We start from the raw sequence: 19,743 nt of genomic DNA, 5'->3' as shown, positions 1-19,743 counted from the left end.
AATAGCATTAAATCAGTGTTTTTTAGCTTATAGAACAGAAATTGTCCAAAAGTCAGAGCATAATACTGCAAATGTTTTGTAAAAGGACTTGAAATAAGATATTTCTCCTTCAAAAAAGAAGCGAACAATTGTTCTAAAAATCTATTGAACAAAACAAGTGTTCGTGTTATATTGATTCCAACAGATAGGAACAAACGTTTGGAGGCGGGTATTTAATGAGATATTCTACTTATCAAAGCATTTATGAACCAATGAATTCGGAACTGGTGAAGTCTAACATAGGGAACTACAAGAAGGTTTTAGCGCGTTTCAAGATTTCTTCATGGATGTTAAAGGTAGTCATTACCTCTATGATTATATTTATTGGATGCAGCACCGTTTTAACTGTATTTGCCGGCAATGAGAATGCTGTTCTGCCTGGAGGAAAGATAGCTGTTTCACAAGGGGAAACATTATGGAGTATTTCTTTGGAACATAAACCGACGAATATGGATACACGTATATATATAGAAGCAATTAAGAAAGTGAATCAACTTCATACAACTTCCATCCAAGTGGGACAAGTACTAGCTCTACCGCAATTTGCAGAATAAAATGCACATCAATGAGTGTTAGCGCGTGTCAGCTTGACAAGCAGCCTTTATAATGGCAAAGTTAATATGACTTTGTATTTTTGGAGGGGACAAGCTTGGATATAGATAGTCTGGTAGCACGCATTAACGAATTGGCTCGTAAGCAAAAGTCCACTGGATTGTCGGAGGAAGAGCTTGCTGAACGTGCCGAGCTAAGAGAGATTTATTTGAGTAATATTCGCAGCAATTTCAGACAACAACTGGATACCATTGAGATTGTTGATGATGAGAATGACAAAGGCCACCAAGGCAAACTCAAACACTAACGAAACCTAATGATATCATTATGATATTTAGGTTTCTTCCTGGTATTTTGAGTGTACAATTTATAGGGGGAAATGTAGGTTTGCAATTATGTAAGCCGATACAAAGACACATAAGGGGGATTCTCATGTCGCGTTCGTTCGAGAGAACGGTTAAGAAAAATTCCAAGCAGTTAAATCAGCAACGCAAAAAAAGTGGTCAACCAATCACAGGTACACCAGGTGAAGAAGTCTTTAAGGGACGCAGTCTTTTGTTCCCTATATTTTTGATTGGTCTCGCCTTTTTGTATCTGTTTATGAGCACGTTCCTTGTGCAAGCTCCAATGACAACTTGGGACTGGGTGACCATGCTGCTTTACGTATTTTTGGCAGTCATCTTCATGCTTCGACGTCCATACATCAAGATTAGCAGTAATCGGATTATAACGACGAAGGGTAATCGTGAACGTTCAATTGGGGTTGACGATATCGTCAAATTCAGAATTGAACCAGGTACAGTTGTTATCGAACATAACAGTCGCGGGAAAAGATGGGTGTTCACCAAGTTATTGAACCGTTACGATACAGATGCGATTGCAGAACGTTTGCTGAAGTTTGCAAAAGCACACCAGATCACCGTGGAAACCGTCGAAAAGTAATTATTGCATAAAGGGGTAGATGATCGGAATGGCGTTAAAAGCGATTTTGTTCGACCTAGATGATACTTTATTATGGGATGACCGTAGTGTTCGAGAAGCTTTTCATGAGACTTGTCTAATCGCAGCGAAAGAGACTGGGGTTAAACCAGAAGAACTTGAAGAAGCTGTTCGTAATGAGGCACGTGGACTGTATGAATCATATGAAACCTTTCCTTTTACTAAAATGATTGGAATCAATCCGTTTGAAGGCCTTTGGGCTAACTTTACTGGTGGGGATCAACCTGAGTTCCGTCAGTTGGAACAACTTGCTCCAGTTTACCGTAAAGAATCATGGCGTCGTGGCTTGTTGAAGTTGAGTATAGATCGGGAAGATCTTGCTGAACAACTGGCCGCACAGTTTGGAGTAGAACGGAGATCCAGACCTCATGTATACGAAGAAACGATGGATACCTTGCGTCAGTTACAAGGAAAGTACAAACTGTTGTTGTTAACAAACGGTTGTCCTGCTTTGCAACAAGAGAAGTTGGATGGTGTACCTGAATTGACTCCTTTCTTTGATGAGATTATTATCTCGGGTAACTTCGGAAAAGGAAAACCAGATCCGTCGATATTTGAACATGCTTTGAGTAAACTGGGTGTTAAACCCGAAGAGAGCATGATGGTTGGAGACAAGTTAACGACTGATATTCGTGGTGCTTTATCATCTGGCATCCAATCCGTATGGATTAACCGTGAGCATAAGACCAACAATGAAGAGTATGCGCCAGACCATGAAATAACACATTTATCGGAATTAAATCAGCTTATTGCTAAGTTCTAAGCGGAATCAGTTATAACATCTTTCCTCAGCACCCTGAAACATTGGAAGCTTCAATGAACGATGATGTCGTTCTTGAAGTTACCAATGTTTTTTTATTTGAGCTAGTTGAGTAAATTACCTTGTTAAAAGAGATCTCCATTTTTTTTACTAAAAGTTATTGAAATTAGGGGGAAGCTGGATTAGAATATAACTAACATACTAGTATGACTAGTATTTAGATTGTCATAAAGCAATTTCTTTTTGACTTACTTCATTAAATGGAAGCAGGGAGTTATTGCTTATTATTTTGATTTATTGTAAGCGCTTAATATTTTAGAGTATCTTCTTCCGATTTGGAAATCACACCACTTAGTAAGTGCTAATGAATGATGTGAAGCACCTTGGATTGTGTGATTCTACATAATACACCAAATTGATATCGCTTACATTCAGCAATTATCTATTTGGTAGTGGGGGTGAAGTTAAAGGAGTTGTTGTCTTCTACAAGAGGAGAAACGATGGAGATTGTACATGAATTACTCTTACTTATCAAGTCCTGGATCGGAGTGAAAACACATGGAGTCGGAAACCGCTAAAACAACGTTAACCATGACATCTTTACGTAAAGAGAGCAGATTACGAACGGCAGCAACCTTGTTTCGCAAAGACTGGCAGCTGTATTCACTATTAATCCTTCCCATCATCTATCTCCTTATTTTCAAATATGGGCCGATGATTGGTAATGTGATTGCGTTCAGACGTTTTGTTCCCGGGGGAAGTATATTTGGAGAAACGTGGGTTGGATTAAGATACTTCAAAATGTTCATTGAGGACCCTACCTTCTGGAGAGTATTTGGTAATACGCTGATGTTGGGCGGACTTGCATTGCTCTTTACATTCCCGGTTCCAATCATTTTTGCTTTGATGCTTAACGAAGTGAAGAGTAAACGATTCAAAAAGTTTGTACAGACCGCGTCATATCTGCCTCATTTTCTGTCCATCGTTATCGTTGCGGGTATGATCCTGCAGCTGACAGCAGTGAATGGTTCCATTAATGGACTGGTGGCTTTCTTCACCGGAGACAATATTCCTTTTATGCAGCGGGCTGAATGGTTCAGAACAATCTATATCACTTCTGAGGTATGGCAGGGTATGGGTTGGGGGGCAATTCTGTATCTGGCTGCACTGACAACCATTGATGATTCTTTGTATGAAGCTGCGCGTATCGATGGTGCCAATCGGTGGAAGCAAACGATTCATGTAACGTTACCAGGGATCTTGCCAACGATTGTGACGTTATTGATTTTGAACATGGGTAATTTCCTAGCAGTTGGATTTGAAAAAATCTTACTCTTGTACAATCCGCTTATCTACGAGACATCTGATGTGATCTCCACTTACCTGTATCGGGTGGGACTGGAATCCAGTAACTTCAGTTATGCTACCGCAATTGGCTTGTTCGAATCGCTGATCGGTCTGATTCTGGTGTTCTCCGTAAATGCCATTTCACGCAGACTGACACAAAGAAGCTTATGGTAAAGGAGGAGCACCATGCAGGAATCCAGATCTTACAAGGTATTTAAAGTATTCAATGTCATCTTTCTGCTGTTCGTGGTATTTATAACGCTCTATCCATTCTTAAATGTCGTGGCACAATCCTTCAGTAGTGAGTCCTATATTAATTCGGGTAAGGTTAGTTTGTTCCCAAGAGGATTCAATGTGGAGACATACAAGACCATCTCACGTGACAGCATGTTCTGGACGAATTATAAAAATACGATTATCTACACTGTAGTAGGTACGTTAATCTCCATGTTTATGACGACTATTTTCGCATATGCCCTGTCCAAAAAGAGGTTGATGGGTCGCAAGTTTCTGACGATGTTCGCCGTATTCACGATGTTCTTCAGTGGTGGATTGATTCCAAACTATGTGTTGATTAATTCCCTTGGGTTCAACAACACCATGTGGGCACTTGTTGTTCCTGGCGCAATTAGCATATACAACATGCTGATCATGAAGTCATTTTTTGAAAATATGCCTGAAGAACTGGAGGAAGCTGCCTCCATTGACGGTTTGAACACCTACGGGATCTTGTTACGCATTATATTGCCGCTTAGTAAAGCCGTTATGGCAACCATGGTGCTGTTCTACGCAGTAGGTCATTGGAATTCCTGGTTCCCAGCCTTTCTGTATTTGGACAAAAAAGAACTGTTCCCTGTCACCATTTATTTGCGCAATATGATTGCAGGAGCGACAAGTGGGGCATCTGCCGGTGCAACCTCAGCTGATAACCTGACACAGATTGCTGCCAATATTAAGTCAGTAACGATGGTATTAACCATCTTGCCGATACTCACCATCTATCCATTTGTCCAAAGATACTTTGTAACCGGTATCATGTTAGGGTCTGTTAAACAGTAATACGTAGCAGCTATATAAATTGAACTAAAGATGATTTACACGGAACACTCCGATGACAGAATAACCTTTTAATCGCTGTTATCCCCAGATTTTTTCGATTCCCTTTTTAAAAGGGAAAATCCGGTGATAGCATATGCTTCCGATGCAGCTTTCTTTCAGAAAGCTTGTAGGCGAGCGCTTCGCTTTTTATTGATTAAAAAGTTTTAAGGCAAGGTCAACTTAAACCAAATTCAGGGGGATAACCTAAATGAATCAAAAGCCACGTAAGTTTGTTGGTAAAATGGTGTTGGCATCAATGATGACCGTTGTTCTGGCAGCATGTAGCAGCGGTAATGGAGCAGGAGGTGACGTCACAGAAGTTCAAACCAAGGCAGCGATGGAGACGTACAATGTAGGGGATACATTCAAGGCGACTGAGCCGTTTAATCTATCGATACTGTATAGTGATCAACCTACCTATCCGTACAAAAAAGACTGGTTGCTTTTCGAAAAGATGACTGAAATGACTGGTGTTACACTTGAGCCAACGATTGTTCCTATGAGTGACTATTCTCAGAAGAGATCTCTTCTAATCAGTTCTGGTGATGCACCGCTGGTTATTCCAAAGACCTATCCTGGTGAAGAATCTGCTTTTGTATCTTCCGGTGCGATTCTGCCCGTTAGTGATTATATTGATTTGATGCCCAACTTCAAGGATAAAGTGGAAAAATGGGGATTGGAAGAAGAAATCGAAGGACTTCGACAGGAAGATGGCAAGTATTATGTACTCCCGGGTCTGCATGAAGAAGTATGGCCAGATTATACATTAATCGTAAGAACAGATGTTTTTGAAGAAAATAACATTGCGATCCCAACCACATGGGATGAACTGTATGACGCTGCAAAGAAACTCAAAGAGCTGTACCCGGATTCCGTTCCGTTCTCGGACCGTTTCAAATTTAATAGCACATTAGGTATTGCGGCTACCGGCTTTGGTACCAAGGCTGGATGGGGTTTTGGTAACGGATTGACGTATAAGGAAGATCAGGATGAATTTGTGTACACGGCTACTACGCCGGAGTATAAGGAAATGCTAACGTACTTTAACAAGTTGGTATCCGAAGGATTGCTGGACAAAGAAAGTTTCACACAGGATGATGATCAGGCTGTACAGAAATTTGTATCCGGCAAATCATTCATGATTAATGGTAATTCCCAAACGGTAGTGCTGCACCGAAATGATATGAACAAAACGCTGGGAGAAGGTAAATACTCTGTTGCGAAGATTACAGTTCCTGGTGGGCCAAAAGGGCAATTAATGTCTGGCTCAAGACTTGAAAACGGTGTCATGATATCCGGGAAAATTCAAAAAAGCGAAAACTTCAAAGCCATTATGCAATTTGTGGATTGGTTATACTACAGTGATGAGGGTCAAGAGTTTGCCAAATGGGGCGTTGAAGGCGAAACATTTACCAAAGAGGGCGGAAAACGTGAATTGGTAGAAGATGTGAACTACAATGGCTTGAATCCTAAAGGCACGAAGGATCTGCGTATTGACTTTGGTTTCTCTGGTGGAGTATTTGCCTACGGTGGTACGACAGATCTGCTGCAATCGATGTTTAGTGAAGAAGAGTTGAAATTCCAGCAAGACATGAAGGATACCAAGGAAGTGATCCCGGCAGAACCACCAATTCCTTACTCTTCAGAGGACCGTGAACGGGTGACACTTCTGAGTACACCACTGAAAGATTATTCGGATCAAAATACACTTAAATTTATCTTGGGTGAGCGAGACTTGTCTGAATTCGATACGTTTGCCAAAGAGCTGGATAGTCAAGGATTATCTAATTATCTGAAGCTGGCAAATGACACGTACAAAGCCTACAAAGAAAACAAGCAATAATATAGTTGATGTTGGCCAGATTACCGTTTCACACCGATATATAAGTGGAACGGTAATTTGTGCTAAGATGAATGAATACGGCTGATAGAAAGAGGTCTAGGCATGTCACTTAATCAAAAAATTAGAGGCTCGACCCGGGCATATTCATATAACCTGTTAAAAGAACGAATTCTTCACCTGGAACTTAAGCCGGGTACCAAGATTTCAGAGAAAGAGATTGCAGATGAACTGCAGGTGAGCAGAACACCCGTGCGAGAAGCATTCATGAAGCTTGCTGAAGAAGAACTGCTGGACATTATTCCCCAGAGTGGAACGATCGTCTCTCATATTAATCTGGAGCATGTGGAAGAAGGCAGGTTTATGCGGGAGAAGATGGAGAAGGAAATCGTGACTTTGGCTTGTGTTTCTTTTCCTGAAGAGTACAGATTTCGACTTGAAACCAACATTGCAATGCAGGTAGTCTGTATAGGGAAAAACAATTTCTATCGTCTATTTGAACTGGATGAAGAGTTTCATCAGATTTTGTTCCAGGGCACGGGTAAGCTAAGAACATGGAAAATGTTGCAACAACTGAATATTCCGTTTAATCGGTTGCGTTTATTACGTCTAGCGGAGGACTCCAACCTGGAGGTCATTATCTCCCAGCACAAAGAGATTTATCGTCTTATCACAGAGCGTCAGACCGAGCAAGCAGTTCAGGTGATGGAAGCTCATCTTAGACTCGTTGTTATTGAACAGGAATCGATAAAGGCGAAATACCCGCATTATTTTATATAATGCACCGATGTTGTATACTACTCTCCATATGCATATGCGAAAACCCCTGTTCAATTGAACAGGGGTTTTGGTTAAGCAAGTTGTAACACGAGAGTGTTAGGCTTGTTTGATAAATGTAGGATCAGGGTATGGATCTGCAATCCAGCCATCTTTTTCGATGAACAGACGTACAGCAATAATTTGTTTGTTCTCCATTAATGTGAAGAAGTGCGGTGTATTCTCAGGTACAGAGATAACGTCTCCTGGAGACAGTTCTACATTAAAGTAGCCCACATCATCTGTAGCTTTGATAACAAAGATTCCTTTACCAGCGACAATTGCACGGATCTCATCTTCAGCGTGGGTGTGGATCTCTTCGAACTTGGCGAGCTTTTCTTCGATATCTGGTGTTTGTTCGGACAGCGTGATGACATCCCAGATCTGGTATCCGCGACGTGCAGCCAAATCTCTGATTTCATAATCATAAGTTTCCAAAACCTCGGTTTTCTGTTCATCAGTTAATCCAAAGTTATTTTGCAGATCAGTGTTCAGTTTGGAAGCGTCCCACTTCTCATATAATACTTCGTATTTGTTTAAGAAATTTCGAACATTTTCGTCACCAGTGATGCGTTCGTTCGTATTTCGGATAACAATTTCAGCCATGTTCTTTCCCTCTTTTCCACTTGGTTTAATTGAATTATATCGGATTGCTTTGTTTTTGTCGATTCTGAAATTCCGTTCATATTCGTGCAAACCCGCCATCTTTCGGGACCAAACCCGATCTTTCACATTAAGTTAGTTTCTGTTAAACTAAGATCTAACGTTTTGCGGGGGTGAAGATATTGGATAAGATTAGTCTACACGATGCATTAAAACAACGAATATTAATCCTCGACGGTGCAATGGGGACCATGATTCAACAAGTTGATCTGACTGGCGAAGATTTTGGCGGCGAAGATCTGGATGGATGTAATGAAATGTTAGTGCTTACTCGTCCAGAACTGATCCAGCGCATTCATGAAGAATATCTGGAGGCGGGCGCTGATTTAATTGAAACCAATACATTTGGTGCCACATCCGTTGTGCTTGCTGAGTACGATATTCAGGATCGGGCACGCGAGATCAACCTGGAAGCAGCCAGAATTGCGAAAGCTGCGGTTGATCGTTTCTCTACACCGGAATCTCCACGTTATGTGGTAGGTGCGATGGGACCAACTACCAAAACACTGTCTGTAACTGGGGGAGTAACGTTCCAGGAACTTATCGACAGTTATTTGGAGCAAGCGCTTGCTTTAATAGAGGGAGGCGTTGATGCGCTACTACTCGAAACCTCACAGGATACCCTCAATGTAAAAGCAGGCAGCATTGGAATTCAGCAGGCCTTCGAACAGAGTGGTGTTACACTGCCCCTGATGATATCAGGAACGATAGAACCGATGGGAACGACCCTTGCAGGTCAGAACATCGAATCCTTTTATATATCCTTAGAACACCTTAACCCAATTTCGGTAGGACTAAACTGTGCTACGGGTCCAGAGTTCATGCGTGATCACATTCGCTCACTTTCCGCTATGGCATCGGTTGCCGTTAGTTGTTACCCGAACGCGGGTCTTCCGGATGAGAATGGTAATTACCATGAGTCACCTGACTCGCTTGCTCAGAAGATTGGTGCTTTTGCCGAACAGGGCTGGTTGAATATCGCTGGTGGATGTTGCGGGACAACCCCTGCACATATTCGGGCGATGCGCGATACACTTGCCCAGTACCCCCCAAGAGAAATGAACGGAACACATCCACCGGCATTGTCTGGTATAGAACCGATCTACATCGAACAGGACAATCGCCCATATATGGTCGGAGAGCGTACAAATGTGCTGGGATCACGGAAATTCAAACGCCTCATTGTAGAAGGAAAATATGAAGAAGCCTCGGAAATTGCACGTGCTCAAGTGAAAAATGGAGCGCACATTGTCGATGTGTGTGTACAAGACCCAGACCGTGAAGAGTCTGAAGACATGGTGAAGTTCCTTGAATTGGTTGTAAAAAAAGTGAAGGTTCCTCTCATGATCGATACGACAGATGCTTCAGTAATTGATCTGGCCCTCCAGTACTCACAAGGTAAAGCGATAATTAACTCTATTAACCTTGAGGATGGCGAAGAGAAATTTGAGCTGATTACACCGTTGCTTCATAAATATGGTGGTGCAGTAGTTGTCGGAACGATTGACGAACGGGGTCAGGCGATTAGTCGGGAAGACAAGCTTGACGTAGCCAAGCGCTCTTACGATCTGCTGGTGAACAAATATGGTCTCAAACCAGAAGACCTCATTTTCGATACGTTGGTGTTCCCGGTAGGTACGGGAGATGAACAGTACATCGGTTCAGCCAAAGAAACCATTGAAGGTATAAGAGTGATTAAGGAAGCGATGCCAGAATGTCATACGATCCTCGGGATTAGTAACATTTCATTCGGATTGCCTGAAGCGGGCCGTGAGGTGCTGAACTCAGTATTCTTATATGAATGTACCAAAGCAGGTCTTGACTATGCGATCGTGAACACAGAGAAACTGGAGCGTTATGCCTCCATTCCTGAAGAAGAACGCAGACTCTCCGAAGAGCTTTTATATAACACGAATGATGAAACTCTGGCGGCGTTCGTAGCGGCGTTCCGTAACAAGAAGGTTGAGAAGAAGGAAAAAATCTCAAACCTTTCATTAGAAGAGCGTCTCGCTGCATATGTTGTGGAAGGAAGCAAAGAAGGATTGCTGCCGGATCTGGAGCAGGCACTTGCCAAATACACAGCACTTCAAGTGATTAACGGTCCACTGATGCGTGGGATGGAGGAAGTAGGTCGTCTCTTTAACAACAATGAGTTGATTGTAGCTGAGGTGTTGCAGAGTGCGGAGGTTATGAAGGCTTCTGTAGCATATCTGGAGCAATTCATGGAGAAGAACGAGACTTCGGTTAAAGGCAAGATCATTCTCGCCACGGTCAAGGGCGATGTGCATGACATCGGGAAGAATCTGGTTGAGATCATCCTGTCCAATAACGGTTACCGGATCATTAATTTGGGTATAAAAGTACCACCAGAACGTATCATTGAGGCATACCGAGAAGAAAAAGTCGATGCAATCGGCCTCTCGGGTCTATTGGTAAAATCAGCGCAACAGATGATTCTTACCGCTCAGGATTTGCGAACAGCAGGTATTGATGTGCCTATTATGGTTGGCGGAGCGGCGCTAACACGTAAATTCACCAAAAATCGTATTCGTCCTGAATATAACGGAATGGTTGTATATGCGAAAGATGCGATGGACGGTCTGGATCTGGCGAACAAATTGATGAATCCCGTTTCACGTGAAGTGATGCAACTGGAGATGGAAGCAGAAAAAGAAGCTGATGCTTCAAGTGCTGTAGCTGTTCAGGCTCTTCCAGAGCTTACGCGAGTGGAGCGTTCGGATATTGCTGTAGATCATCCGGTACTTGTCCCGCCTGATCTGGAGCGGCATACGATGCGTAACTATCCTTTATCACATATCCTGCCATACGTGAACATGCAGATGTTGCTTGGACATCATCTGGGGTTGCGCGGTTCAGTAGAACAACTGATTGCTTCAGGTGATAAGAAGGCTACCGATCTGAAAGCAGTCGTGGATGATATCATGCAAGAGGCTGTTCGTGACGGGATTATTCAGGCGCATGCCATGTATCGTTTCTTCCCGGCTCAGTCCAGTGGTAATAGCGTCATTATCTATGATCCAAAGGACACCAGTAATATTTTGCATACATTTACGTTCCCACGTCAAAAAGTCGAGCCGTTCCTGTGCCTGTCCGACTTCCTGAAACCTGTTGAATCCGGTCAGATGGATTACGTTGGTTTCATGGTAGTTACGGCCGGACACGGTGTGCGTGAACTATCCACGGCGTGGAAAGATCAAGGGGATTACCTTCGCTCGCATGCTCTACAATCCGTAGCGCTTGAAGTAGCAGAGGGATTAGCTGAACGTGTGCATCATATGATGAGAGATATATGGGGATTCCCGGATTCTGCCCAGATGACCATGAAGCAACGTCACGGTGCACGTTATCAAGGGATCAGAGTATCTTTTGGATATCCGGCTTGTCCGGATCTGGAAGACCAAGGGCCGCTGTTCAAGTTACTACAGCCTGAGGATATCGGTGTGGAATTGACGGAAGGTTTCATGATGGAACCTGAAGCTTCCGTATCAGCGATGGTATTCAGCCATCCGCAAGCTAAGTATTTTAATGTAGAGAAGGCATAAATTCAGTAGAGTGTCAGGCAAAGCCCTCCGCATTGTCGGAGGTTTTTTGCTGGCAACAGAAAGAGGTGCGATCCAGAATGGAACTATATTTCCTGGGAACTAATGCTGGTGTACCTACGCTTCAACGGAATGTAACTTCCATTGGGCTACGCATGTTGGATGAGCGCAGAGCTTTGTGGTTGTTTGACTGCGGGGAAGGAACGCAGCACCAGATTTTAAGTTCTCCGCTTAAACTGAGCAAATTGGAGAAAATATTCATTACTCACCTGCATGGTGATCATGTATTTGGACTTCCAGGACTGCTTTCAAGCAGAGCCTATCAAGGTGGCACCACACCATTAACCGTATATGGTCCGCCAGGTACGGAACGAATGATCAGTACAACAATGGAGCTGAGCCAATCCCGGGTTAACTATGATCTGAATATCGTGGAACATACGGGCGGCGTCCTGTTCGAGGATGACAGTTTTATCGTGGAAGCTGCTTTGCTTGAGCATCGGATTGACAGTTATGGATACCGGATCACGGAAAAAGATCGTCCAGGAAGCCTGGACCCAGCCAAACTGGCGGAATATGGTCTGAAACCAGGCCCATTGTTCGGCCGCCTGAAACGTGGAGAAACCATTACGCTGGATAACGGTGATTCGCTTCGTCCAGAAGATGTATTGGGAGCGCCAAAACGAGGTATGGTGATCACCATATTGGGTGATACACGTCCATGTGACAACGTACAGCCACTTTCCATCAATGCAGATGTACTTGTACATGAAGCTACATTCATGCATGATCTGGCCGATACAGCGCATGAGTACTATCATAGTACTTCTAAGCAAGCGGCAGAAGCGGCTAGAGCAGCCAATGTAGGGCAACTAATCATGACTCACTTCAGTTCACGCTATAAGGATGAGGATCAACTTCAGCCACTTTTGGAAGAGGCGCAGTCCGTATTCCCGAATACCAGACTTGCAAACGAACACCAGCTTATTCCTGTTGTGCATCGCAAGCAAGAATCTTAACCCTGATTGCGAACCAGTGCACGGCTAAACACGTCATATAAAGATCCGGGTAATTGCACGGGACTGAGGGAGAGGAACTCCCGCGGTCCCTTTTGCAATCTGGTCAGAAAGCGTGTAGGATGGGCAATATGAAGAGGGAAATGATTCAAATTATTTTCCGGGAAAGCGCAGGAAATGACAAGCTTGTACAGAAGACGCGCGAGTTAAACCGTCGGTGTTCGATCCGGTTCGACTTGTTGCGTGCATATGCCAGCAAGCCATTATTTTTTGCCTGAATACATAGGTTCGCGGTCAAGTTCGAGGTAAATGATTAAGGACATGAAACGTTAATGGAATGAAGAAAGGAAGTGCTGTGTGTGATTAAGGCCTATCTGATTGACTTGGATGGTACGCTCTATCATGGCAGACATCGTATCGAAGGAGCCGATCAGCTTATTCGAACACTGCAAGAGCTAGGAAAGCCGTATTTATTCGTAACAAATAATTCTTCCCGTACACCACAAGGTGTGGCAGATCATCTGAACGGGATGGGCATACCTGCCGACGCGTCTCAAGTATGTACTTCTGCTGTGGCGGCTGCTGAATATGTTGCTGAAGAGTCCCCGGGTGCAAAAGTGGCATGTATTGGAGAAGCAGGACTGCTGCAAGCCATAGAAGAAGCAGGACTACAGCTGACGGAAGATGCACCAGATTACGTCATACAGGGGATTGATCGTGAATTTTCCTATCATAAACTGACCAAGGCGCTAAGGTGGATTAATGCGGGATCAAAATTCATCATGACCAACCCGGATCTGCAGCTTCCTTCCGATGATGGACTGACACCTGGGGCGGGAACTATTGGAGCAGCAATTGAAGCAGCAACCGGAGTTCATCCTACCGTTATTGGCAAGCCATCGAGTGTTATAATGAAGTCAGCCATTAGCCGGCTAAACCTGGCGTCTCATGAAGTGGCAGTGATCGGAGATAATATGCGAACCGATATTGCAGCTGGAGTGGCAGCAGGGTGTGAGACGCTGTTGGTACTTACCGGTGTGACAACACGGGATAATATGGATGGACACATTCAAGCAGCGAAGGCTCGACCTGATCATGTGTTTGAAGATTTGCATAAATTGATGGAGTGGCTGTCGCAAGAGGCAGACCAAGCTTCCAAAAAGGGGTAATGTACGATGCCGGAACTACCGGAAATGGAAAATTACCGGACCTTGCTGTCCGAGAAAATACTTGATCTACTGATTACAGGTGTGGTAATTAACCGCGATAAAACGATAAATACGGAGCCTGATCTGTTTATCAATGAACTTACAGGTAATCGCATTATATTTGTTGAACGCCGAGCGAAGCATCTGATTTTCCACTTGGCTAATGGCAAACGTCTGGTGCTGCACCTCATGTTGGGCGGTATGATTTTCTGGGGCACGGAAGAAGAACGTCCTGATCGTTCCACACAAGTGGAAATTCAGTTTGGCGATCACATTTTATTCTTTATCGGACTACGCTTGGGTTATTTACATCTGCTTACTTCGAAAGAAACCGAAGAGGCGATGTCCGATCTTGGACCTGAACCCTTGGATCGACGGATGAATGTGGAACGTTTTGCTTCTCTTTTGAAAGGTCGGCGGGGTACGCTCAAGACAACATTGGTAAACCAGCATATCATTGCAGGGATTGGCAACTGTTATTCGGATGAGATTGCTTTTGCTGCTGGTCTGAGACCAAGCTCCAAAACGCAGAACATCGCGACTTCACCAGAGTTGACGGAGCGTTTGTTCCATTCGATGCAGTCCGTGTTGCGCGAAGCAGCTTCTGAGGGCGGTTATATGGAAATGCCGCTGATGCAAGGGGATACGAAGACAGGAAGTTTTGACGAGCAATGTCGTGTATACGATCGGGAAGGCGAGACTTGTCCGCGCTGCGGGGGAACAATTGAACGAGTGGAAATTACGGGCAAGAAGGCATTCTTCTGTCCGAAATGCCAGCATGAGGCCTAATACCGGAATCGGGGCACATGTCAGCACCAGAGGCGGATTTCTTCAGGCAGCCAAGAGAGCACATGTGATGGGGGCAACGGCGTTTCAATATTTTCCGAAGAACCCGCGTAGTCTTGGCCTGAAAAGTCTGGATCTCAAGGATGCTGAGCAGTGCAGGGATTGGTGTGAACAGCAGGGACTTGCATCGATTGCACATTCACCCTATCCCACGAATCCGGCGTTGGGCATGACCCGTGGAGAGGCGGGGTTTCATGCTACAATAGCTTCTATTCGCAATGATCTTGAAATTTCGAATGCTTGCGGTTCTGTTGGGACGGTGGTCCATTTTGGACATATCAAAACAAACGATCCGCTGGAGGGTTATCAGAACCTCATTCATTGTCTGGATACCGCCTTGGAGAATTGGAATGGACATTCAAAGGTGCTGATTGAAAATCAGGCAGGTGATCATGGCCCGATGGGCACGACAATGGAAGAAATGATACAGATTCGCAAATTAAGCCGATATCCGGAGCATATTGCTTTTTGTTTTGACACATGCCATGCTTTTGCTTCAGGTTTGTGGTCGTCAGGCAACGAAGCGGCGATGCTCGATAAGGGCAGGGTGCTCGGGTATTGGGATAATGTTGCTGCTGTCCATTTTAATGATTCCAAATATGCGTCTGGTTTGTGTAAGGATAGACATGCGAGGATCGGACAGGGATATATCGGAAATGAATCAATGAAAGCATTGTTAAAGGCGCCTGAGTTCCAAAATGCGGTTGTTGTGCTCGAGACAGAAACGGGCGAAGATGGAACGCACCGTGATGATATAGCGCTCATGCGTTCCTGGTTATAATGGGGAGAGGAGCGATTGTATGCATGTTTTTTTGGATGACTATCGGGCATGTCCGAAAGGATTTGTTCTGGCAACGAATGCTGAAGAGTGCCTGATGCTGCTAAGAGAAGGTGACGTGGACATTTTGTCTCTGGATTATGAGCTTGGTCCGGATTCGCCTAATGGCGGTGAGGTCGCGGCATCCATTGTACGAGAAGGTTTATTTCCGCGTGAGATCTATTTGCATACGTCCAGTATGTTTGGGAAACGCCAGATGTACGAGATGTTATATAGCAATAAACCGGATTCGGTAACCATTCATAATGGGCCAATGACGGGTGAGGTCATGCTGCGTGTTGCCGCGGGAGAAGAAAGTTAATGAAGCCAATTACATCCAAAATGTTAATGCGCAGTGTATGGGAAGGCATGCCACAGGCTGTATTTATATATACCCCTTTATGTGGGACATGTGCGGCAGCCCGCCGTATGTTAGAGGTAGTAGAGCATATGCTGCCAGAAGGTATTTTATTGGAAATGAACATTCATGACATTCCTGAACTTGTACAACAATTTAAAATTTCAAGCGTTCCAGCAGTGATGCTATTTGACGGCCAGCAAGATGTTCCAAAAATGGTTTATCGGATGAGCTCTGTGGAGCATCTGCTCTCGGAGATCCGGAAGGCGGTGCTGAAATGAGTATAATCTCGATGGAACATGTCTCACTTAGACGAGAAGAGAATCAAATCTTGGATGACGTACATTTGCGCATCGAACAAGGCGAACATTGGGTTATTTTGGGTCGGAATGGTTCTGGCAAAACAACGTTATTGGAAATGATGAACGGATATATGTTTCCAAGCCAGGGACGTATTGAAGTACTCGGTAATTTGTATGGACAATGTGACGTCAGGGAAGTACGTAAGGAAATCGGTTATATCAGCCAAACGTTGATTGAGAAACTCACACCCAGAGATCCGGTATGGGAGGTCGTCGCTACAGGAGCTTATGCTTTTTTGCGTTTTTATCAGACAATTCCGGATGAAGTAAAAGCAAAGGCAATGAGTTTGCTGGATGACATGGGTTTTGCCAACCTGGCTAACAACCCGCTTGGAACGTTATCCCAAGGGGAGCGCAAAAAAGTCATGCTCGCTCGTTCATTAATGGCCGAGCCAAAATTGTTGATTATGGACGAGCCTTGTGCCGGCCTAGATTTATATGAACGTGAGAAAATGCTGGCTGAAATTGATCGTCTGCGCCAGCGTAACATTACAGTTGTGTATGTAACACATCATGTTGAAGAGATCGTACCTTTATTTACACATGTGGCCTTGATCCGCGATGGACGTATTGCGGCAGCCGGCCCCAAACATGAAGTTTTGACACAAGATACAATTAAGCATACGTACGATGTTCCGGTCGATATCCAGTGGGATAATGGTCGTCCGTGGATACGCGTACGTTCTGGAGGGTAACACAATTTGAGTACACAATCGTCTTGGGAAGAAGGCAACTTCTCCCGTTTTATCTGCACGGCCAATCATGGCTTTGCCCCTTATGCTCAGGAAGAGTTGCGCCGTACGTTTGGTGCGGTGAAGAGCACGGTACTCGTACCAGGAGAAATATTGCTTGCGGGTCTGCCTGTAGCGGAGGAAGAAGTTGCAGATAAGTTGTGGGCAGAGTATCCAACGTTTTTACGTCATATTCAACCTGTTCAGTTTCAGGAGAATACAGAAGACTCGGAGCAGTCTATTGAGAAATTGATTGCATTTGTGTTGAATCATAAGGAATTGAACGGTGCCTCTGTCGTGCTACAGGTACGGAAGACAGAAGGGGCCTTTTGGCAAGAAAATGCAGCCTCATTGAAGCAACTGCTAACTGAAAAGCTGGATGAGCTAGGCTGTGAATGGGTTGTACGTGATGCTGAATATGTCATTTCCGTATTTGCTGCGAATGATATGTTGTATGCTGGCGTATCCAGACCTGAACAGAACCTGTCAGACTGGAGCGGGGGGGCCGTACGTTTTCAAAAAGAAGATGGGCAGATCTCGCGTGCTAAGTTCAAATTGCTTGAAGCCGAGCAAACGTTTGGCATTGACTTTACTTCATTTCATAAAGCACTTGATATCGGGGCTGCACCAGGTGGATGGACCTCGTTCCTGCTTGAACGCGGGCTTGAAGTAACGGCGGTAGATCCGGCGAAGATGGATGCAACGCTGCTGGCATCACCCAAACTGACTTTCTTGAAAAAGAATGCAGGGGATGTGCGCTTCCGCGAAGGAGAATTCGACCTGCTCGTATGTGATATGAGTTGGAGTCCGAAGCTGATGAGCCGACTTGTATCGGATCTTCTATATAGCCTGCAACCCGGAGGAACAGCGATCGTTACCGTGAAGTTATTGCATAAAAAACCGTTGGCAATGATTAAAGATGTCATCGATACGTTTGAGCGTTCGCGTATGCAAATTCAACGTTCCAAGCAGCTGTTTCACAACCGGGAAGAGATTACACTTTATATGGTCAAATATTAAGAGATCTAGCCTTGATTAAAGCAGCTTAAGGTATTATGAAATTGATTCGATAAGCTCATCAAATTTTGTGCTTTACAATCTGTTCCTGCCTGTACTATAATGATACCAATATTAACCATAACAAACCTGAGGGAAAGCATCCCGAAGCGAACAAAACCGGATATCCGGTCTGTTCTTCTTCGGTGAAGCTTTCCCTTTTTTGTTGTGTATTGAAGGAGGAATTGGTATGAGACATCCGGCCAGGCTGGAACGCGGAAGCCTGCTGGGAGGTAGATATCGTATCGTATCCATTCTGGGAACAGGCGGAATGAGCCATGTATACGAGGCGGAGGATCTGAAGTTGCCGGGCAAGATATGGGCAATTAAAGAAAGCGTAACGATTATGCCATATGAAGGCAGTATGGAGACGGAGGCCGCTCTTCTGACATCACTTCGCCATCCAAGATTGCCGCAAATTGTTGATTTTTTTGTCCCGGATGAAGATGGGTACACGTACTTGGTGATGGAATACATCGACGGGTTAACGCTCAGTGAGTATTTCAAGCAGTGTCGTGGGAAGATCCCGATGGAGCAGTTGACGGAGCTTGTACTTCAATTGCTGGATGTGTTGAGTTATCTGCATAATCTGAATCCACCTGTGATCTATAGGGATCTGAAACCATCAAACATCATGATCACGCCGGAACATGAAGTAAGATTAATTGATTTTGGCATCGCCAGAAGTTACAAACCGCAAAGTTCTGAAGATACCGTTAAGTTGGGAACCGCTGGTTTTGCCGCTCCAGAACAATATGGCTCGGGTCAGACCGATGCGCGTTCAGATCTATATGGACTCGGAGCATTGCTACTGTATCTTATGACAAGTGGTGCGTATACGGAATGGATTCAGGGTGTGGAAAGCTCTATCCGGAGTGATGTTCCGCGGACATACATCCCTGTGGCGAGAAGACTGTTAAGGTATAATGCCGAAGAGCGATTCCAATCTGCCGATGAGGTGCGGAAGGAACTGCTCCGAATACCCGGCGGAACAACGCCTGGTGGAGATACAACGATGACCTTGAATGGGGGAACAAGAGTTATTGCCCTGACTGGTGCTTCATCTGGTGTAGGGGTTACCCATACGGCTATAGCTATCAGTCATTATCTCGAAAGGCAAAACTTCAAAGTAGCTGTGATTGAAATGTCACCTCGCTCTCAATCCTTTGCAAGGATTCAACAAATCGCTCAAGCGGGTAAACCGGTGCCGGCAGGCAGACAGTTTGCAGTCGATGGTGTGCATTATTGGAAACAATCCGGGCGAGCGGATATTTTGTCTTTGCTTGGGGGGAGTTATCAGTTCATCGTGATGGATCTCGGTAGTGGTCAGGATCAGAACCGGCTGGAAGAATTCCTGCGTGCAGATCTACCTATTGTTATAGGCTCAGGTGCCGAATGGAGACAGGCGGAGATTGGTGCTTTTGTTCGATCACATCATCGGTATCCACGAGAGAAATGGATATATTGTCTGCCCCTGGCAGCAAGTGAGGCTGTTCAGCGCATTCGTAAAGCTCTGGATACATCGAGTGTATATGGTCTGCCGTTACATATTGATCCTTTTGACAAGGACGCACAGATGGATAAAGTGTTTTCTCATATTTTAACGCATATGATGGCACAGCAGCCCAAGAAACGTTCATTCTTTTCAAGAAGGAAAGTACATGATTAGAAGATT

General features: G+C 44.5%; 20 protein-coding genes. 19 read left to right on the top strand and 1 reads right to left on the bottom strand.

Annotated features, from left to right (window positions below):
• The first annotated feature begins 215 nt into the window (after positions 1-215).
• The 8 genes from V6668_RS17840 to V6668_RS17805 all read left to right on the top strand — a co-directional run bounded on the left by V6668_RS17840 (position 216) and on the right by V6668_RS17805 (position 7,415).
• Positions 216-593 carry a LysM peptidoglycan-binding domain-containing protein gene (locus V6668_RS17840; protein WP_076328519.1) on the top strand — a complete coding sequence of 126 codons (378 nt, stop codon included), beginning with the start codon at positions 216-218 and terminating at the stop codon, positions 591-593.
• 95 nt (positions 594-688) lie between these two features.
• A complete protein-coding gene (locus tag V6668_RS17835) occupies positions 689-898 on the top strand; it encodes a DUF896 domain-containing protein (RefSeq protein WP_017688036.1) in 210 nt (69 codons plus the stop codon).
• Between the two features lie 125 nt (positions 899-1,023).
• Positions 1,024-1,533 carry a hypothetical protein gene (locus tag V6668_RS17830; protein WP_017688037.1) on the top strand — a complete coding sequence of 170 codons (510 nt, stop codon included), beginning with the start codon at positions 1,024-1,026 and terminating at the stop codon, positions 1,531-1,533.
• A gap of 28 nt (positions 1,534-1,561) precedes the next feature.
• The gene (locus V6668_RS17825; RefSeq protein ID WP_076328520.1) at positions 1,562-2,353 is read left to right on the top strand and encodes an HAD family hydrolase; all 792 of its coding nucleotides are present in this window, start codon (positions 1,562-1,564) and stop codon (positions 2,351-2,353) included.
• A gap of 588 nt (positions 2,354-2,941) precedes the next feature.
• Entirely contained in the window at positions 2,942-3,871 is a 930-nt protein-coding gene (locus V6668_RS17820) for an ABC transporter permease (protein WP_339177159.1), read from the top strand.
• Between the two features lie 12 nt (positions 3,872-3,883).
• Positions 3,884-4,756, top strand: coding sequence for a carbohydrate ABC transporter permease (locus V6668_RS17815; protein WP_036613592.1), 873 nt, complete (start codon positions 3,884-3,886; stop codon positions 4,754-4,756).
• Positions 4,757-5,003: 247 nt separating this feature from the next.
• Positions 5,004-6,638, top strand: a complete 1,635-nt coding sequence (locus V6668_RS17810; protein WP_076328521.1) for an extracellular solute-binding protein — start codon at positions 5,004-5,006, stop codon at positions 6,636-6,638.
• 102 nt (positions 6,639-6,740) lie between these two features.
• Positions 6,741-7,415, top strand: a complete 675-nt coding sequence (locus V6668_RS17805; protein WP_338706316.1) for a GntR family transcriptional regulator — start codon at positions 6,741-6,743, stop codon at positions 7,413-7,415.
• A 96-nt stretch (positions 7,416-7,511) separates the two neighbouring features.
• Here the strand turns inward: V6668_RS17805 and V6668_RS17800 are convergent, their stop codons facing one another.
• Positions 7,512-8,057: a cupin domain-containing protein gene (locus tag V6668_RS17800; RefSeq protein WP_047843398.1), complete on the bottom strand. Its 546-nt coding sequence runs from the start codon at positions 8,055-8,057 to the stop codon at positions 7,512-7,514.
• A gap of 179 nt (positions 8,058-8,236) precedes the next feature.
• Between V6668_RS17800 and metH the strand changes: the two genes are divergently transcribed.
• The 11 genes from metH to V6668_RS17745 all read left to right on the top strand — a co-directional run bounded on the left by metH (position 8,237) and on the right by V6668_RS17745 (position 19,737).
• Positions 8,237-11,677, top strand: coding sequence for a methionine synthase (metH, locus tag V6668_RS17795; protein ID WP_338706315.1), 3,441 nt, complete (start codon positions 8,237-8,239; stop codon positions 11,675-11,677).
• Positions 11,678-11,754: 77 nt separating this feature from the next.
• Entirely contained in the window at positions 11,755-12,693 is a 939-nt protein-coding gene (gene rnz / locus V6668_RS17790) for a ribonuclease Z (RefSeq protein ID WP_017688042.1), read from the top strand.
• 140 nt (positions 12,694-12,833) lie between these two features.
• Positions 12,834-12,968 carry a hypothetical protein gene (locus V6668_RS17785; protein WP_255319801.1) on the top strand — a complete coding sequence of 45 codons (135 nt, stop codon included), beginning with the start codon at positions 12,834-12,836 and terminating at the stop codon, positions 12,966-12,968.
• Between the two features lie 81 nt (positions 12,969-13,049).
• Positions 13,050-13,859: a TIGR01457 family HAD-type hydrolase gene (locus tag V6668_RS17780; RefSeq protein WP_076317609.1), complete on the top strand. Its 810-nt coding sequence runs from the start codon at positions 13,050-13,052 to the stop codon at positions 13,857-13,859.
• A 6-nt stretch (positions 13,860-13,865) separates the two neighbouring features.
• Entirely contained in the window at positions 13,866-14,687 is an 822-nt protein-coding gene (locus V6668_RS17775) for an Fpg/Nei family DNA glycosylase (RefSeq protein WP_091029323.1), read from the top strand.
• Positions 14,677-15,525, top strand: a complete 849-nt coding sequence (locus V6668_RS17770; protein ID WP_338706314.1) for a deoxyribonuclease IV — start codon at positions 14,677-14,679, stop codon at positions 15,523-15,525. The genes V6668_RS17775 and V6668_RS17770 overlap by 11 nt, the downstream gene beginning before the upstream one ends.
• Positions 15,526-15,544: 19 nt before the next feature.
• Complete coding sequence (locus tag V6668_RS17765) at positions 15,545-15,883, top strand: cyclic-phosphate processing receiver domain-containing protein (protein ID WP_017688046.1); 339 nt, start codon at positions 15,545-15,547, stop codon at positions 15,881-15,883.
• Entirely contained in the window at positions 15,883-16,200 is a 318-nt protein-coding gene (locus tag V6668_RS17760) for a thioredoxin family protein (RefSeq protein ID WP_036613610.1), read from the top strand. The genes V6668_RS17765 and V6668_RS17760 overlap by 1 nt, the downstream gene beginning before the upstream one ends.
• Positions 16,197-16,976, top strand: a complete 780-nt coding sequence (locus tag V6668_RS17755) for an ABC transporter ATP-binding protein (RefSeq protein WP_373461254.1) — start codon at positions 16,197-16,199, stop codon at positions 16,974-16,976. The genes V6668_RS17760 and V6668_RS17755 overlap by 4 nt, the downstream gene beginning before the upstream one ends.
• A 6-nt stretch (positions 16,977-16,982) precedes the next feature.
• Positions 16,983-18,032, top strand: coding sequence for an SAM-dependent methyltransferase (locus V6668_RS17750; protein ID WP_338706312.1), 1,050 nt, complete (start codon positions 16,983-16,985; stop codon positions 18,030-18,032).
• 226 nt (positions 18,033-18,258) lie between these two features.
• Positions 18,259-19,737, top strand: coding sequence for a serine/threonine protein kinase (locus V6668_RS17745; RefSeq protein WP_338706311.1), 1,479 nt, complete (start codon positions 18,259-18,261; stop codon positions 19,735-19,737).
• Positions 19,738-19,743: the final 6 nt, after the last annotated feature.

The sequence above is a fragment of the Paenibacillus amylolyticus genome (assembly GCF_036894225.1).
Lineage (GTDB): Bacteria > Bacillota > Bacilli > Paenibacillales > Paenibacillaceae > Paenibacillus > Paenibacillus amylolyticus.
The sequence above is the reverse complement of the archived record's forward strand: the minus strand, read 5'-3'. Positions and strand labels throughout refer to the sequence as shown.

Bases quoted from the DNA above. Each gene is read 5' to 3' on its own strand.
- V6668_RS17825 (WP_076328520.1), top strand. From the start codon at position 1,562: ATGGCGTTAAAAGCGATTTTGTTCGACCTAGATGATACTTTATTATGG.
- V6668_RS17820 (WP_339177159.1), top strand. From the start codon at position 2,942: ATGACATCTTTACGTAAAGAGAGCAGATTACGAACGGCAGCAACCTTG.
- V6668_RS17760 (WP_036613610.1), top strand. From the start codon at position 15,883: ATGAAGCCAATTACATCCAAAATGTTAATGCGCAGTGTATGGGAAGGC.
- V6668_RS17745 (WP_338706311.1), top strand. From the start codon at position 18,259: ATGAGACATCCGGCCAGGCTGGAACGCGGAAGCCTGCTGGGAGGTAGA.
- V6668_RS17755 (WP_373461254.1), top strand. From the start codon at position 16,197: ATGAGTATAATCTCGATGGAACATGTCTCACTTAGACGAGAAGAGAAT.
- V6668_RS17765 (WP_017688046.1), top strand. From the start codon at position 15,545: ATGCATGTTTTTTTGGATGACTATCGGGCATGTCCGAAAGGATTTGTT.
- V6668_RS17840 (WP_076328519.1), top strand. From the start codon at position 216: ATGAGATATTCTACTTATCAAAGCATTTATGAACCAATGAATTCGGAA.
- V6668_RS17775 (WP_091029323.1), top strand. From the start codon at position 13,866: ATGCCGGAACTACCGGAAATGGAAAATTACCGGACCTTGCTGTCCGAG.
- rnz (WP_017688042.1), top strand. From the start codon at position 11,755: ATGGAACTATATTTCCTGGGAACTAATGCTGGTGTACCTACGCTTCAA.
- V6668_RS17800 (WP_047843398.1), bottom strand. From the start codon at position 8,057: ATGGCTGAAATTGTTATCCGAAATACGAACGAACGCATCACTGGTGAC.
- V6668_RS17805 (WP_338706316.1), top strand. From the start codon at position 6,741: ATGTCACTTAATCAAAAAATTAGAGGCTCGACCCGGGCATATTCATAT.
- V6668_RS17830 (WP_017688037.1), top strand. From the start codon at position 1,024: ATGTCGCGTTCGTTCGAGAGAACGGTTAAGAAAAATTCCAAGCAGTTA.
- V6668_RS17810 (WP_076328521.1), top strand. From the start codon at position 5,004: ATGAATCAAAAGCCACGTAAGTTTGTTGGTAAAATGGTGTTGGCATCA.
- V6668_RS17785 (WP_255319801.1), top strand. From the start codon at position 12,834: ATGATTCAAATTATTTTCCGGGAAAGCGCAGGAAATGACAAGCTTGTA.
- V6668_RS17770 (WP_338706314.1), top strand. From the start codon at position 14,677: ATGAGGCCTAATACCGGAATCGGGGCACATGTCAGCACCAGAGGCGGA.
- V6668_RS17815 (WP_036613592.1), top strand. From the start codon at position 3,884: ATGCAGGAATCCAGATCTTACAAGGTATTTAAAGTATTCAATGTCATC.